Below are 14,823 nucleotides of genomic sequence, written 5' to 3'. Positions count from 1 at the left end.
ACAAAATTAGCTTATTAATTTCGCACTGTCGTGAATTATTCTGTAGGTGCTATCTTCTGTTGCATAGAAACTAATTTTTGCAATAAAAATGATTCGCTGGTAGATGTGCTGCGAACTCCCTGTATTTTGGATGTGATATCAGTAATGGAGACACTGACGCCTTTGAGGCTGCTGGAGCTGACTTCTTTAGAATAAGCACACACAGCATCTCCGGGTGAGAAAAGTAACAGCAGCGCAGAGTCTGTGGAACGTCCCGGGGTTCTTCCGAGTGTCCCGGCGTACAGATTTGCGAGATCGGCGCCGTTGGTAACGGGTTCATTATTGAGATACCCTGTGCCTCGCCAATCTCCATTTGAATAGCTAATTCTGGATCTCAATGAATCTACATGCAGTGTTGGGTTGGAATCGGGTCCGGTGGATTCGGAATACGCCACAAGAACCTTGAAACCCTCATAAGTTGGGCCACCATTCGCGATGATGGTGCAGGCGATGGCTTCCTGATTGGTGGATTGCAGTGAAGTGCTGCTGATGTTCAGGAGATCGGCATGTGCTGACATTGTAGAAAATGCAGCGATGCAAGTGTAAAAGATATTTTTATATTTCATAATATAACGTCCTCTCTCTGTTGGGTTTATAAGCGCAGCGGAATTTGTGAATATGATCGATGGTCTTCCGCCAAGGTTATATTACAAAAAATTACGTTCGTACAAGTAGGTGAATTCCCGTACCAAAGTATTTTTCCTTGCGCAGAGACATGTTTTTGCGTAGACGAATATTTCCAATTTAATTTTCTGGCGCCGTGACCATCCAAACCGACGACTTCGCCCCCGCTCCCCCCAAGCGCATGGTGTCTGCAGCGCCCACTTCGCCGCAAGAAGAGGCCATCGAGCGTGCGCTGCGGCCCAAGCTGATGCAGGAATACGTGGGCCAGGCCAAGGCGCGTGAGCAACTGGAGATTTTCATTGGTGCGGCGCGCCACCGGGGTGAGGCGCTGGACCACGTGCTGCTGTTTGGCCCGCCGGGGCTGGGCAAGACGACGCTCTCGCACATCATTGCAGCCGAGCTGGGCGTGAACCTGCGCCAGACCAGCGGGCCGGTGCTTGAAAAGCCCAAGGACCTCGCGGCGTTGCTGACCAACCTGGAGAAGAACGACGTTCTGTTCATTGACGAGATCCACCGGCTCTCGCCCGTGGTCGAGGAAATCCTCTATCCGGCGCTGGAGGACTACCAGATCGACATCATGATCGGCGAAGGCCCGGCGGCGCGCTCCATCAAGCTCGATCTGCAGCCCTTCACCCTGGTGGGCGCTACCACAAGGGCGGGCATGCTGACCAACCCGCTGCGCGACCGTTTTGGCATTGTGGCGCGGCTGGAGTTTTATACGCCCGAGGAGCTGGCCCGCATTGTCACGCGCAGTGCGACCCTGCTGGGCACGCCCATGGACCCCGAAGGGGGCGTCGAGCTGGCGCGTCGCTCCCGGGGCACGCCGCGCATTGCCAACCGGCTGCTGCGCCGCGTGCGGGACTATGCGCAGGTCAAGGGTACCGGGCGCATTACGCTGGACATGGCGAACCGTGCGCTGGCCATGCTCGATGTCGATCCGCAGGGCTTTGACGTGATGGACCGCAAACTCCTGGAGGCCGTGATCCACCGCTTTGACGGCGGCCCCGTGGGGCTGGACAACATTGCCGCCAGCATTGGCGAAGAGGCGGGCACCATCGAAGATGTGATCGAGCCCTACCTGATCCAGCAAGGATTTCTGCAGCGCACGCCCCGCGGGCGTATTGCCACCCTTGCTGCGTACCGGCACCTCGGTGTTGCAGCGCCACAGCGGGCCGACGGTTTGTTCGACGCTGGGGCGGCCAAGTGACGCTGCCTCGGCGTGGACTCTGGCTTGGCGCGGCTTTGCTGCTCGGCGCATCGGTGCTGGCGGGCTCCACCTGGCTGCGCGGACCGCAGGTGGATGTGATCGAGGTGCGGCGTGCGCCATTGGTGCGTACCCTGCAGTTTTCAGCGCGGGTGGCCACGCTATCGCGTGTGGATGTGGGCAGCACCGTCACCGGCCGGGTGGCCGAAGTGCGCGTGTTGGAAGGCGCCGCCGTGCGCGCGGGCGACGTGCTGGTGCAACTGGAAGACCAGGAATGGCGCGCCGCACTGGCGCAGGCGCAGGCGGCGGAAAGTCAGGCGCGGGCGCACCTGACCGGCTTGCGCAGCAGCGCACGCACGGCGACCCGTGCGGCGCTGGCGCAGGCACAGGCCACGCAGCGCGCGGCCCAGGCGGTGCTGGTGCGTGCGCAGCAGCTCGTGGCCCAGGGTTTCTACAGCGCCGCGCAGCTCGACGAAGCAAGCCGCGCAGCCACTGTGGCGCAGGAGCAGGTGCGCAGCGCCAGTGCCCAGGTGCAGGCCAATGCCGAGGGGGGTACCGACATGGCCCAGGCGCAGGCCCAGCTGGATGTGGCCCGGGCCGCCACTGTCGCGGCGCAGGCGCGCCTCGCACAGGCCACGCTGCGCGCCCCTACCGATGCCCGTGTGCTGCAGCGCGAAGTGGAGCCGGGGCAGATCGTGCAGCCCGGCAAAGCGTTGTTGGGTTTGGCGCTGGTCGGTCCGATACAGCTCGTCGCCCAGGTGGATGAACGCTTCCTGGATCAGTTGCGGCCTGGCCAGAGTGCCGCCGTGTTGGCCGACGCCTTTCCTGGGCAACGCTTTGCGGCGCGGGTGCTCAGTCTGGCTCCTGCAGTGGATGCGCAGCGCGGCGCCATCGAGGTGGAATTTGCACTCGCCGGAGAAGCACCGGCGTTTCTGCGTGAAGACATGACGCTTTCCGTCGAGGTGGAAACCGCCCGGATGGACGCCGCGCTGGTGCTGCCGCAATCAGCCCTGCGTGCGCCAGCGCAGGGTGATCGGGCCGAGGTGCTGGTGGCGCAGGACGGCCGTGCGCTTGTGCGCAGTGTGCGCCTGGGTCTGCGCACTTTGGGCGCTTTGGAAGTGCAGGATGGACTGGCCGAGGGCGATGTGGTGCTGCAAAGTGGCGGTACGGCGGCCGGTGCGCGCGTGCGCCCCCATGTGGTTGACTGGCGCCCCGCTGCGGTACCGCTGGCAACCAAGGCCGAAGATGCCGGGGGCGCCATGGCCAACGCCATGGGGCGCTGAAGCCCATGCTGCGCTGGCCCGGTTTCGAGCTCCGCGTAGCGCTGCGCTTTCTGCGCGAGGGCCGCATGCAGACGGTGCTGATCATTGTGGGCGTGGCCGCGGGTGTGGCGGTGATTGCCTATATCTCGGCGCTGATCAATGGCCTGCAGTCCAACACCCTGGCCAAGACGCTGGGCGCGCAGGCGCACATCACGCTCAAGGCCCCCGACGATCTGGTCTTGCCCGCTGCTTTGGCGCCAGCGGGGACCACGGTGCTCAGCGAAACCCAGCCGCGTGCCCAGCGCCTGCGCTCGGTCGCCAACTGGCAGGCGCTGGTACCGCTCCTTGAGAACCTGCCCAATGTGGCCGGGGTTTCGCCCATGGTCTCGGGCGCGGGGTTGGCGCTGCGTGGCGAAGCGGTGCAGGCCATTGCGCTCATGGGCGTAGACCTGGACCGCTATGACCGCGTCGTGGGCCTGCGCAGCAAGGTGGTGAGCGGCACGGCCCGGCTGGAGCCGGGCGAGTCCATCCTGGGCCGCGAGCTGGCGCAGGACTTGGGCGTGCGTGTGGGCGACCGGCTCACGGTGCAGACCGGTCAGCGCAGCGAGTCGCTGCGCGTCACCGCCTTGGTGGACCTGGGCGTGAAGGACTTGAACCGCCGCACCGTCATCGTGCCGCTGCGCGCCGGGCAAAACCTGCTGGCGCTGCCCGGCGGCGCCACCAGCCTCGACCTGACGCTGGGCGACGTTTGGGTGGCGCAGGTGATGGCGCGCAATCTGCGCGCACAGTTCCCCTACAAGATCGAGAGCTGGCAGGAGAGCAATGCCCAGCTTGTCTCTGCGCTCAACGCCCAGTCCATCAGTACCAGCATCATCCGCGGCGTGGTGCTGGCCGTGGTGGTGTTGGGCATCGCCAGCGTGCTGGTGGTTTCCGTCGTGCAAAAGCGCCGTGAAATCGGCATCCTGCGTGCCATGGGCGCAACCCGCGGACAGGTCATGCGGGTGTTTCTGGTGCAGGGCGCCGTGGTAGGCGCAGTCGGCTCTCTGCTGGGGTTGCTGCTCGCCGTGGCGCTCATCTTCGTCTTCACCCGTTTTGTGCGTGGGTCCGACGGTTTGCCGCTGTTTTCCATTGGCCTGCCGCTTGGCACGGCGCTGCAGGTTGCAGTGATTGCCACCGTGTGCGGCGTGGTGGCCGCCATTGCCCCCGCACGCAGCGCCTCCCGGCTGGACCCGGCGCAGGCCATCCGTATCTGAGAGCCCGCATGGCCGCGCCGTCCAAAACCGATGCGCTGATTGCGCTCTCCGGCATCAAGAAGAGCTACAACATCGGCCGTCCGAGCGAAGCCGAGGTGCTGCACGGGCTGGACTTGCAGGTGGCGGTGGGTGAATTTATTGCGTTGATGGGCCCCTCGGGGTCCGGCAAGAGCACGCTGCTGAACATCCTGGGCCTGCTGGAGCCCGCCACCGCAGGCGAGTACCACTTGCAGGGCACAGCAGTGCAAAACCTGCAGGATGCAGAGTTGACCTTGTTGCGGCGGCATACGCTGGGCTTCGTGTTCCAGTTCCACCACCTGCTCCCGGCTTTCTCGGCACTGGAGAATGTGACGCTGCCTGCGCTGATGGGAGAGGGTCGGGTGAGCAAAGAGCAGCGTGAGCGTGCTCGCAGCTTGCTGGACGCCGTGGGCCTGGCCCATGCCATGGACAAGCGGCCAGGAGAACTCTCGGGCGGCATGCAGCAGCGCGTTGCGATTGCCCGTGCCCTGGTGCTCAATCCGCCGCTGGTGCTGGCCGACGAGCCCACCGGCAACCTCGATACCGCATCGTCGGCCGAGGTGTTTGCGCTGCTGCGCCGTATCCATGAAGAGCGCGGCACCACCTTCATCGTGGTCACGCACGACCCGCGTCTGGCGGCGCGCTGCGACCGGTTGGTGGAACTGGTAGACGGCAAGATCGCGCGCGACGAAACCATTGCCGAGGGCGTGGAGCCTGTCCCCAGCGTTCCTCCAGCGTTGCACCCGTCAACGGTTGCTTGAATGGAAATCAAAAAAGTGAGCTAACAGCGCTTGCTGCATAAGCGTTAGAGGCTAATTTGAGTAAATATTTACTTTGCGCGCCGCGCCTCATTGCCAGCCAAAGCGGCGGATGTAAATGCGCTTGAGTGCCGTCGCCAGCACCGCATAGCCCAGCAAGATGGCGACCAGCCAACCAAAGAAAGGCAGCGGCAGCGCCTGCAGCTTGAAGTATTCGGCCAGCGGCCCCATGGGCAGAAAGACGCCCGCGGCCATCACCGCCAGCGTCATGCCCAGCAGCGGCCAGGCGGCGCGGCTCTGGATGAAGGGCAGTTTGGGTGTGCGGATCATGTGCACGATCAGCGTCTGTGTGAGCAACCCGACGACGAACCAGCCCGACTGGAACAGCGTTTGCTGCGCCTGCGTCTGGGCCTGGAACACCCACCACATCAGCGCGAAGGTGAGGATGTCGAACACCGAGCTGATCGGCCCGAAGAACACCATGAAGCGCCCCAGGTCCTGCGGGTTCCAGCGCAGCGGCTGGCGCACCAGCTCATCATCGACGTTGTCGAAGGGAATGGCAATCTGCGAGATGTCGTACAGCAGGTTCTGCACCAGCAACTGCAGCGGCAGCATGGGCAAAAAGGGCAGGAACGCACTGGCCACCAGCACCGAGAACACGTTGCCGAAGTTCGAGCTGGCCGTCATGCGGATGTACTTGAGCATGTTGCTGAAGGTCTTGCGCCCTTCCACCACGCCCTCGTTCAGCACCATCAGGCTTTTCTCCAGCAGGATGATGTCGGCCGCTTCCTTGGCGATGTCGACCGCGCTGTCCACGCTGATGCCGATGTCGGCGGCGCGCAGCGCGGGCGCGTCGTTGATGCCGTCGCCCATGAAGCCGACGATGTGGCCGTTGGCGCGCAGCGCGCGCACGATGCGCTCCTTGTGCAGCGGCGTGAGCTTGGCAAACAGGTGGTGCTGCTCCACCAGCAGGTGCAGGCCAGGTTCGTCCAGGTCTTCGATCTGCGCGCCCAGCACCACGCTATCGACGTTCAAACCCACATCGCGGCAGACCTTGGCGGCCACCCGATCGTTGTCGCCGGTCAGCACCTTCACGGCCACACCGTGTGCGGCCAGCGCCCGCAGGGCGGGGGCGGCCGATTCCTTGGGTGGATCGAGGAAAGCGATGTAGCCGGCCAGGACCAGGTCGGACTCGTCGGCAATGCTGTACACGCTCTTGTGCGGCGGCACCTCTTTCATCGCCACGGCCACCACGCGCAGGCCCTCATGGTTGAGCGCACCGGTCACCTCCTGCACGCGCGCCAGCATGGCTGCGTCCAGTGGCTGCACCTGGCCGTCGGCGTCCTGGATATGGGTGCAGATGGCCAGCATCTCCTCGACGGCACCCTTGCAGATCAGCTCGTGGTGGTGCTCGCGCTCAGACACCACGACCGACATGCGCCGCCGCTCGAAGTCGAATGGAATCTCATCGACCTTGCGGTAGTCCTGCGCCAGGCGCAACTCGGTCTGCAGCTCCACATGGTCGAGCACGGCGCGGTCCAGAAGGTTCTTCAGCCCGGTCTGGTAGTGGCTGTTGAGGAAGGCGAACTTGAGCACTTCGTCGGACGGGGAACCAAACACATTGGTGTGGCGTTCGAGCACGATCTTGTCCTGCGTCAGCGTGCCGGTCTTGTCGGTGCATAGCACATCCATGGCGCCAAAATTCTGGATCGCGTCGAGTCGCTTGACCACCACCTTCTTGCGTGACAGCAGCACGGCGCCCTTGGCCAGGGTCGAGGTGACGATCATCGGCAGCATCTCGGGTGTCAGGCCCACGGCCACCGAGAGCGCAAACAAAAAGGCCTCGGCCCAGTCGCCCTTGGTGTAACCGTTGATGAGAAAAACGATGGGCACCATGACCAACGCGAAACGGATCAGTATCCAGCTGACGCTGTTGACCCCCGCCTGGAAAGCCGTGGGCGCGCGGTCGGTGGCGGAGACGCGCGTGGCGATGGTGCCAAAGTAGGTGTTGTTGCCGGTGGCCAGCACCAACGCTGTTGCCGCCCCCGAGACGATATTGGTACCCATGAACACCAGGTTGGCGGCGTCCAGCACGCCGTCCTCGGGGGTGGCCGCAGCGGCTGCAGTGGCATGTTTCTCGACAGGCAGCGACTCGCCCGTCATGGCGGCCTGGCTGGCGAACAGGTCCTTGGATGCCAGTACACGGCAGTCGGCCGGAATCATGTCGCCGGCCGACAGCACAATCAGGTCGCCCGGTACCAGCTGGGTGATGGGTATCTCGTGCTGTGCGCTGGTGCTGCCTGCGCGGTCGTCGTCGCTGCGGCGCAGCACGGTGGCGGTGTTGCTGACCAGGGCCTTGAGCCGCTCGGCCGCGCGGTGCGAGCGACCCTCTTGCACAAAGCGCATCAGCGTGGACAGCATCACCATGCTGCCGATCACCACCGTGGCCTTCATGTCATCGGTGAGCCAGGAGATCAGGGCCAGCGCTGTCAGTAGCAGGTTGAACGGGTTCTGGTAGCAGTGCCACAGATGCAGCCAGGCGGGCAGGGGCTTTTCATGTTCGACCTCGTTGGGCCCCGCGCGCGCGGATGGTTTCGGCTTCGTCCTGTGTGAGACCGGTGTCGCGGCTGCCCATGCGGGCCAACAGCGTGGCAGCGTCGTCCTCGCTGGCCTGGCGTAGCGAGGACGACAACCCGGGTGGCGCCGGCACGGCTTGGCCGTGCGTCTCCAGCGACTCGAGCATCAGGCGCCGCCGGAAATGCCGTAGCGCGCGACGACTGCGCAGGAAAAGTGCGAACTGGGCTTTGAAGAATTGCGGGGCCATCTTTATCCGTTGCGGAGCAGCAATCGTCGCGGCCGGGCGGGTTCTCGGCTTGCAGGCGTGGCGGCAAAAAGCATGAGCGCTTCAAGCAGAGTATCACCGTGGTGCAAGCAAACGCTGGAATGTTGAAAGCCATGCGCGGCCCCGCAAGCTGCCGACCGCCCGCGCACGAAACGTTATCGGTCAGAAGCTGGTGTGCGGGTCTTCACTGAACGACCGGTCACTGCCTGCGTGGGTCGTTTGAATTCCTGAATAGATAGCTGCTAACGCTTGATGGACGGGCCTTAGAGCCTGTTTTATTGAAATTCTGAGCGGCCGGACGAAGCCCCGGCAAAATGCTCAGTGCGACGTGCCTTCCGAGCGGGTGATCTTGTTCCACACGTTGTATTTGCCCACAGGCTTGTTCATGGGCAGGCGCTTGACCTCTTTGAGCGTTTGCGCGTCGAACACGATGATCGCGCCGTCGCCCTCCCACACACTCACCAGGGCATAGCGGCCATCCTTGGTGAATTCGGTGTGCGCCAGCGTGCGGCCAGGTTCGCGCAGGCTCGCAACGGGCGCCAAAGTTTTCTTGTCGATCAGCGTCAGCGTGTCTTTGGACTTGGGATCCATCATCGAATCTGCCCAGGCATAGGGCGTGTTCTCGTGGCTGCGGATAAAGAAACCGGGGCCGGGCGTGGGAATGGTCTTGACGGTTTTCCAGGTCTTCATGTCGATCACGTCGATGGCGCCGTCCTTCAGGTTGGGGCTGGCCAGCACGGTGGTGCCGTTCCACGCAAACGTGATGCCCGAGCCCAGGTGCGGCATGCCTGCAATCGGCAGCTCGGCGATCTTGCGGCGCACGTCCAGGTTGACAACCTGCGCCGTGGGCGCGCCCCCGGCCGCACCCGGCTTGGGGCGCGTGGAGCCGAGCACGTTTTTGTAGCTCTGGTCGAAGAAGAAGTCGTCCAGCGGCTCGTCCAGCGGTGTGCGGCGCACGTTCTGGTAGCCTGTTTTGGCGATGGCCTCGCCCATCTTGTAGTCGTGCACCAGACCGTCGTAAATCGGGCCGGCCTTGGGGTCGTAGGAGATTTCCCAGACCTCGGGGATGTCCTTGAGCGCCAGCACAAAACTGTGGCGCGGCGCTGCGTCGTACACCGCCGAGACGCGCGAGGCGCTCTTGCCATCGAGCGTGGTGGCGTCGAAGCGCTTGACGAGCTGCAGGTCCGCGTCGAACAGTACGGCGGTGCGCGGCAGATAGTTGGCCGCCATGACCCAGCGCCCGTCGCCGCTGACGGCCACGTTGCGCATGTTCAGCCCGGCGCGCACCTCGGCCACCACGGTAAGGTTCCACAGGTCGTACTTGGTGATCCAGCCGTCGCGCGAGCCAAAAAACACAAAGCGCCCGTCGGGCGTGAATTTGGGGCCGCCGTGCAGCGCGTAGCGGCTGGCAAAGCGGTGGATGACCTCGAAGCGGTCGCCGTCGAGCACCGAGACATGGTGGTCGCCGCCCTCCACCACCAGAAAGATGTTCATCGGGTCGGCCTTCCAGGCCGGCCGGGCCGGAAGATCGCGCGCGCCTGCGGTCTCGGTGCGCGAGGCGCGAATGTCGTTGTCGCTCCAGGCCGGGGCCGGGGTCACGGGTTGGTACACCCAGGCGGCCAGGGCCGTCACTTCGGCGGCGGACAGGGTGTCGGCAAAGCCCGGCATTTGCGTGGCCGGGCGGCCTTGCTGGATCACGCGCAGGGCCTCGGGCTTGCGCAGCCGCTCCAGGCTCTCAGGCAACAGCGCCGGGCCCATGCCACCGGTGCGCTGCGTGCCATGGCAGCTGGCGCAGTGCATGGCGTAGAGCGCAGCGGCGTCCACGGGCGCGGTGGTGGCAGGCGCCTGGGCTTGGGCCATGTCCGCGCCCATCCACAGCAGCCCGGCGCCCAGGGCCATGCGGGCGGCGGTCGCTATCCAGTGGTGCAGGGCCTTACGCATTTTCAGCCTCCACACGGATGTCGATGGTGCGGCGGCGGTGGCCAAAGGGCGTGAGGGTCACGCGCTGTGCATCGCTGCCGGCCTCCAGCCCGATCTCGTCGTCGCGCAGGTAGCAGCCGGGGTCCTCGGCCCAGGCGTCGCCCGTAAGCTGCTGGGCGCGCACGCGGGTGTTCCCGCCGCATACGTCAAAGTAGTGGCACTGCGCGCAGCGCCCGCCCACGGGGCGCGGGTGCGCCTTGAGGCCGGCCATCAGCGGCTCGGAGGTGTCGGGCCAGATGGCCGAGAAGGGCCGCTGGCGCACATTGCCCAGGTCGTGGTGCCACCACATGGTGTCGGGGTGCACGCTGCCCAGGTTGTCGATGTTGGCCACGTTCACGCCGCTGGAGTTGCCGCCCCAGGCGATGAGGCGTTCGCGCAGCGGCGCCTCCCACTGCGGCATGCGCTCGCGCACCCACTGAATCAGATAGGGGCCGTCGGCGTCGTTGTTGCCGGTCACGTAGTCTTCCTCGCGGCCCTCCAGAGCGGACTGCCAGGCGCGCTCGAACAGCAGGTCGAGCGCGTCGCGCGTGGCCTGGAACTGCGCGTCCTTGCCGCGGTGGATGTTGCCGCGCCCGGCGTAGTTGAGGTGCGAAAAATAGAACTTGTCCACGGCCTCCTGGCGCATCAGGTCGAGCAGCGCCGGGAAGTCGTGCGCGTTCATGGCCGTCATGGTGAAGCGCAGGCCCACCTTCACGCCGCGCTGGTGCAGGTAGCGCACAGCAGCCAGGCTGCGGTCGAACGCGCCATCGAGGCGGCGGAAATGGTCGTGTGTCTCGCGCAGTCCATCGAGGCTGATGCCCACGTAGTCGAAGCCCATGGCGGCGATGCGGTTGGCCATGGCTTCGTCGATCAGCGTGCCGTTGGTCGACAGGCCCGTGTAGAACTTCATCGCCTTGGCGCGCTCGGCGATCTCGAAGATGTCGGGCCGCATCAAAGGCTCGCCGCCCGAGAGGATGAGCACCGGCACACGGTAGCCCTTGAGGTCGTCCATCACGCCAAACACCTCCTGCGTGGACAACTCGCCCTCGTAGTCGTGGTCGGCTGAGAGCGCGTAGCAGTGCTTGCAGGTCAGGTTGCAGCGGCGGATCAGGTTCCAAATAACGACCGGGCCGGGGGCACCGCCGCTGCCCCGGCGTGCGTGCACGGCCTGCGGGTACTGGCCGGTTTTTTCGGCTTGCGCGAGCTCGCGCATGTATTGGCTGATGCGGAACATGGTTCAGCTTTCCTTGAGTCGCAATCCGGTTTTTTTCAGGATCGCGGTGGAGTAAAGAATGTCGTGGCCCGTGCAGGCCGCGCCCAGGAGTGCACGCACCTGCTCGGCCTGCTGTTCGACTTCGGCGCGCGTGCGGCCATGCAGCATGGCGAAAAGGTTGTATGGCCAGTAAATGCCCCCTGTCGGTGTGCTTTGCACACCGTCTCCTCCCGAGGGGGACTCGGCATCTTGGGAGCGGCCCGGCGATGCCTTGGGCAGGTGGCGCGGGCGGCGGTAGCAGTGGCTCACGCCGGGCAGCTGGCCGATGCGTTCGCCGAGCTGGTCCACCAGCGCGTCGTCCACGTCCCAGACGCTCATGCCGTTGGCCGTGAAGCCCAGGCGGTAGTGGTTGGGTACGGCGCCGATGCGGCGGATGAGTCCGCTCTCGATCATCTGCGCCAGGCGCTCGCGCACCTGCTGGCCCGAGACGCCGAGCTGTTGCCCCACGGCGTCGTAGGGGCGCGGCACCAGCGGCAGGCCGCCCTGGGTGGCGGCGATCAGCTGGCGGTCGAAATCGTCAAGCGCCATGCTGCACTCCGCTCGTGAGGGGGAGCTTGAGTTCGACGAAGAACTCGCGCTCCTTCGGGAAGTCCAGCACGGGGAGGCCCGTTTCGGCCTCGATGCGTTCAATGGCGGCGGCACACTGCGCCGGGGTTTCGGTGCCGAGCACGAACCACATGTTGAGCGCATGGTCGCGCCGGTAGTTGTGCGCGATCTCGGGGTGGGCGTTGACCTGGGCCGTGACGGCCTCGTAGCGCTCCTCGGGGACGGCCATGGCGGCCAGCACGAACAGGCCGCCCGCGCGCTCGATCTGGAACAGCGGACCGAAGCGCGTGAGCATGCCGCTGTCCAGCAGGGCCGAGAGCCGACCGATCACGTAGTCCTCGGTCCAGCCGAACTCAAACGCCACATCGGCGAAGGGCCGCTCGGTCAGCGGCAGGTCGCCGTGCAGGCGCTCGAGCAGGCGGGCATCATCCGGCGACAGCATCAAGCACCTCCGGTAGGGCGGCGTCCGGTGCCGTGGCGGTGGGCAGGGCGCGGAAGCGCCGGGGGCCGGTCTGCTTGAAGCGGCGGCAGGAGAACAGCACCTCGTGCGGATAGTGCGCCAGGCCTGCGTTGCCCATCGCGCGTGCGATCACCTCCAGCACCGCCGCACGGTCGCGGCCATGCACCATGCAGTACAGGTTGTAGGGCCAGCCCTCGGCGCGCTCGCGTCGGTAGGCCAGCGTCACGCCGGTTTCGCGCGCCAGGGCCTCGCCGCACCGGTCCACTGCGGCGTCGGGAATATCGAACACCGTCATGGCGTTGGCGTCAAAGCCCAGTTCGTGGTGGCGCACGATGGCGCCGATGCGCCGCAGCGTGCCCTGGTCCAGCCATTGCTGCAGCGTCGCCAGCACCGAGGCGGGCGTTCGGCCCAGCGCCTGCGCCCAATCGTCGAAGGGGCGCGGCACCAGCGGTACCCCGGCTTCCAACAAGGCCGCCAGCGGGCGGTCGGCCTCGGCCACTGGCGTGGCTTCGGGGGCGGCCGCCATGGGCGCCGGGGCGGTGCGTTCGCGCAGATCGAAACCCAGGTCAATGCGGTAAGCGCGTTGCATGCGCAGTTGCAAGGCGCTCAATTCCGTGGCTTCTTCGAGCGATGCCATGGCGCTGTGCACAGCGGCATCGTCGTGCCCCGTCATCACGAACCACAGGTTGTTGCGGTGCTCGCGCTGGTAGTTGTGGTTGACGCCTGGGTGGCTGGAAACGAGGGCTGCCACAGCGTCCAGCCGCTCGGGCGGCACGGCCATGGCGGCCAGCAGGGCGGCGCCGCCAGCATTGCCCGCGAACACGCCGCCGATGCGGCTCAGGGCGCCTTCTTTCTGCAGCCGGGCGTAGCTGTCCAGTACCTCCACAGCGGAGAGATTCAGCGTGGCGCCGATGTGCGCAAAAGGCTCGCGCACCAGCGGAAAGCCGCGCTGCCAGGGGTTGAGCAGCGCGAGGCGCTGTGCCGCGTGGGCTTGCATGTCAAAAGCCCAGCCGCGCGGCGCGCGACGTGAAGAAGATGCCGCTGGGCGAATCGATGGTCATGGTCGCCTGGGTGGCGAAGGTCTGCGTGTCGATCACGCTGACGCGGTGGTCGTCGCGCGAGCTGATCCACACCGATTCGCCGCGCGGCGTGAACTCCATGTGCAGCACGGCCTTGCCGGGTTCCAAGGTGCGCACGATTTTTTGCGTGGTGGTGTCGATGACCTGCACACGGTGGTAGTCGGGCACCGAGAAGTTCACCCACACCTGGCGGCCGTCGGGCCGCGCCATTACGAACACGGGCTGGCCCGCCACCGGGATGCGGCCCACCTCCTGCCAGGTGTCGGTGTCCACCACCAGCACCTCGTGGCGGCCGATGGCGGGCAGGTAGGCGCGGCGCCCGGCCACGGCCCAGCCGCGCAGGTGCGGCATCTTGTAGACCGGCAGCGGCTCCTGGCCCCGGCCGTAGCCGCCCAGGATGCGGCGCACCTGGGGCTTTTCCTCCCACAGGTCCACCATGGCGAGGCCGTCTTCGCCAAACAGCCCGGCGATGTAGTGGCGGCCATTGGGGGTGACGAGCGCGTCGTACGGCTGGTGGCCGATGTTGCGCAGCCGCGTGGTGCGCGGCTGCGCGGGGGTAGACAGGTCACTGATCCAGATCTCGTCGGCATCGAACAGGCTGTAGGCAAAGCGGCGCCCTGGCAGGTCCACCAGGCCGACCACGCGCGAGAGCTTGCCCGGTGCATATTCGGCCGGAATGTCTGCCAACAGAGTCAGCGTTGCGGCATCAAACGCCTTGATACCGCCCGGGGTGTAGTTTTGCGCTACGACCATGCTGCCGTCGGCGCTGATGGCGCCGCCAATCGAATTGCCCGCCTGCATCACACGGCCAACGGTGCGGCGGGTGAGCAGATCCACCTTGGTGAGTGCGCCGTCGCGCCCAAACACATAGGCGTAACGGCCGTCGCGAGAGAACACCACCGAGGCGTGCGAGAGGTCGCCCAGCCCTTGTACCTCGGCCAGCACCTTGCGTTCACTGGTGTTGACGATGGCCAGCGTTCCCGTGGCGCGGGCAACGACCACGCCCAGGTCGCCCGTACCGGTGGCGGCAGGCAGACCGGCGCAGCCGGCGAGCAAAGAAGATGCGCCCATCAGGGCAAGGCAGTCGCGGCGTTTCATTGGGGGGCTTTCGAGGGTTCAGGGAAACCGGCGAGCAATTGCCCGGCGATCCACAGGGCATCCGCCTCGCTCAGCATGGCCTTCCAGGGGGCCATGGGCGTACCGGGGCGTCCACCGTAAATGGTGGCAGCCAGAAATTCGAGTGGCTTGTCTGCCAGCGCAGCACGGGTCAGGGCCGGGCCCAGGCCGCCGGTCAGGTACAGGCCATGGCACGAACCGCAGTCCTGGCGCACCATGCGCACCAGTGCGCCCTGGCGGGCGGCATCAGGGGCGGGTGCCTGCGCCTGGGCACTACTGGCAGCCAGCAGCGCCAGACCCAGCAGCGGCTTCCACAGTGCGCTGCGTTTGCGGGGAGCGGGGCCGTGCAGGCGGAAGGGGTGGAGGGACAATAGTGGCACCATGGAGGGA

General features: G+C 65.7%; 12 protein-coding genes and 1 pseudogene. 4 read left to right on the top strand and 9 right to left on the bottom strand.

Going from position 1 to position 14,823, the window contains the following annotated elements; all coding sequences use genetic code 11:
* Positions 1-35: 35 nt before the first annotated feature.
* Positions 36-605, bottom strand: a complete 570-nt coding sequence (locus C8D04_RS18595) for a hypothetical protein (RefSeq protein WP_133243634.1) — start codon at positions 603-605, stop codon at positions 36-38.
* A gap of 194 nt (positions 606-799) precedes the next feature.
* On the opposite strand from C8D04_RS18595, the gene ruvB reads away from it, so the two are divergent.
* The 4 genes from ruvB to C8D04_RS12190 are packed head-to-tail and all read left to right on the top strand — an operon-like array spanning position 800 to position 5,161.
* Positions 800-1,870, top strand: coding sequence for a Holliday junction branch migration DNA helicase RuvB (gene ruvB / locus C8D04_RS12205; RefSeq protein ID WP_116005095.1), 1,071 nt, complete (start codon positions 800-802; stop codon positions 1,868-1,870).
* The gene (locus C8D04_RS12200) at positions 1,867-3,150 is read left to right on the top strand and encodes an efflux RND transporter periplasmic adaptor subunit (RefSeq protein WP_116005094.1); all 1,284 of its coding nucleotides are present in this window, start codon (positions 1,867-1,869) and stop codon (positions 3,148-3,150) included. Before ruvB ends, C8D04_RS12200 begins: the two co-directional genes overlap by 4 nt.
* Positions 3,151-3,155: 5 nt before the next feature.
* Positions 3,156-4,382, top strand: coding sequence for an FtsX-like permease family protein (locus tag C8D04_RS12195; RefSeq protein WP_116005093.1), 1,227 nt, complete (start codon positions 3,156-3,158; stop codon positions 4,380-4,382).
* A gap of 8 nt (positions 4,383-4,390) precedes the next feature.
* Positions 4,391-5,161: an ABC transporter ATP-binding protein gene (locus C8D04_RS12190; RefSeq protein ID WP_116005092.1), complete on the top strand. Its 771-nt coding sequence runs from the start codon at positions 4,391-4,393 to the stop codon at positions 5,159-5,161.
* An 87-nt stretch (positions 5,162-5,248) separates the two neighbouring features.
* Here the strand turns inward: C8D04_RS12190 and mgtA are convergent.
* The 8 genes and pseudogenes from mgtA to C8D04_RS12145 all read right to left on the bottom strand — a co-directional run bounded on the left by mgtA (position 5,249) and on the right by C8D04_RS12145 (position 14,816).
* A pseudogene (gene mgtA, locus C8D04_RS12185) lies at positions 5,249-7,982 on the bottom strand (magnesium-translocating P-type ATPase).
* 336 nt (positions 7,983-8,318) lie between these two features.
* Positions 8,319-9,872, bottom strand: coding sequence for a nitrite reductase (locus tag C8D04_RS12175; protein WP_233521258.1), 1,554 nt, complete (start codon positions 9,870-9,872; stop codon positions 8,319-8,321).
* Positions 9,873-9,933: 61 nt separating this feature from the next.
* The gene (nirJ, locus tag C8D04_RS12170; RefSeq protein WP_116005088.1) at positions 9,934-11,193 is read right to left on the bottom strand and encodes a heme d1 biosynthesis radical SAM protein NirJ; all 1,260 of its coding nucleotides are present in this window, start codon (positions 11,191-11,193) and stop codon (positions 9,934-9,936) included.
* 3 nt (positions 11,194-11,196) lie between these two features.
* Positions 11,197-11,760 carry an AsnC family transcriptional regulator gene (locus C8D04_RS12165; protein WP_116005087.1) on the bottom strand — a complete coding sequence of 188 codons (564 nt, stop codon included), beginning with the start codon at positions 11,758-11,760 and terminating at the stop codon, positions 11,197-11,199.
* A complete protein-coding gene (locus C8D04_RS12160) occupies positions 11,750-12,220 on the bottom strand; it encodes an Lrp/AsnC family transcriptional regulator (RefSeq protein ID WP_116005086.1) in 471 nt (156 codons plus the stop codon). The genes C8D04_RS12165 and C8D04_RS12160 overlap by 11 nt, the downstream gene beginning before the upstream one ends.
* Positions 12,204-13,235 (bottom strand): Lrp/AsnC family transcriptional regulator, encoded by a 1,032-nt coding sequence (locus tag C8D04_RS12155; protein WP_116005085.1) that lies wholly within the window; start codon positions 13,233-13,235, stop codon positions 12,204-12,206. Before C8D04_RS12155 ends, C8D04_RS12160 begins: the two co-directional genes overlap by 17 nt.
* A gap of 1 nt (position 13,236) precedes the next feature.
* A complete protein-coding gene (locus tag C8D04_RS12150; protein ID WP_116005084.1) occupies positions 13,237-14,415 on the bottom strand; it encodes a cytochrome D1 domain-containing protein in 1,179 nt (392 codons plus the stop codon).
* Positions 14,412-14,816, bottom strand: a complete 405-nt coding sequence (locus tag C8D04_RS12145) for a cytochrome c (protein ID WP_116006169.1) — start codon at positions 14,814-14,816, stop codon at positions 14,412-14,414. The genes C8D04_RS12150 and C8D04_RS12145 overlap by 4 nt, the downstream gene beginning before the upstream one ends.
* Positions 14,817-14,823: the final 7 nt, after the last annotated feature.

It is taken from the genome of Simplicispira sp. 125, assembly GCF_003096555.1.
GTDB lineage: Bacteria > Pseudomonadota > Gammaproteobacteria > Burkholderiales > Burkholderiaceae_C > Simplicispira.
Note: the sequence above shows the minus strand (reverse complement) of the source record. Positions and strands in the feature narration are given on the sequence as shown.

Coding starts and splice junctions, on each gene's coding strand:
- C8D04_RS18595 (WP_133243634.1), bottom strand. CDS start 605: ATGAAATATAAAAATATCTTTTACACTTGCATCGCTGCATTTTCTACA.
- C8D04_RS12195 (WP_116005093.1), top strand. CDS start 3,156: ATGCTGCGCTGGCCCGGTTTCGAGCTCCGCGTAGCGCTGCGCTTTCTG.
- C8D04_RS12190 (WP_116005092.1), top strand. CDS start 4,391: ATGGCCGCGCCGTCCAAAACCGATGCGCTGATTGCGCTCTCCGGCATC.
- C8D04_RS12175 (WP_233521258.1), bottom strand. CDS start 9,872: ATGGGCGCGGACATGGCCCAAGCCCAGGCGCCTGCCACCACCGCGCCC.
- nirJ (WP_116005088.1), bottom strand. CDS start 11,193: ATGTTCCGCATCAGCCAATACATGCGCGAGCTCGCGCAAGCCGAAAAA.
- C8D04_RS12165 (WP_116005087.1), bottom strand. CDS start 11,760: ATGGCGCTTGACGATTTCGACCGCCAGCTGATCGCCGCCACCCAGGGC.
- C8D04_RS12160 (WP_116005086.1), bottom strand. CDS start 12,220: ATGCTGTCGCCGGATGATGCCCGCCTGCTCGAGCGCCTGCACGGCGAC.
- C8D04_RS12155 (WP_116005085.1), bottom strand. CDS start 13,235: ATGCAAGCCCACGCGGCACAGCGCCTCGCGCTGCTCAACCCCTGGCAG.
- C8D04_RS12150 (WP_116005084.1), bottom strand. CDS start 14,415: ATGAAACGCCGCGACTGCCTTGCCCTGATGGGCGCATCTTCTTTGCTC.
- C8D04_RS12145 (WP_116006169.1), bottom strand. CDS start 14,816: ATGGTGCCACTATTGTCCCTCCACCCCTTCCGCCTGCACGGCCCCGCT.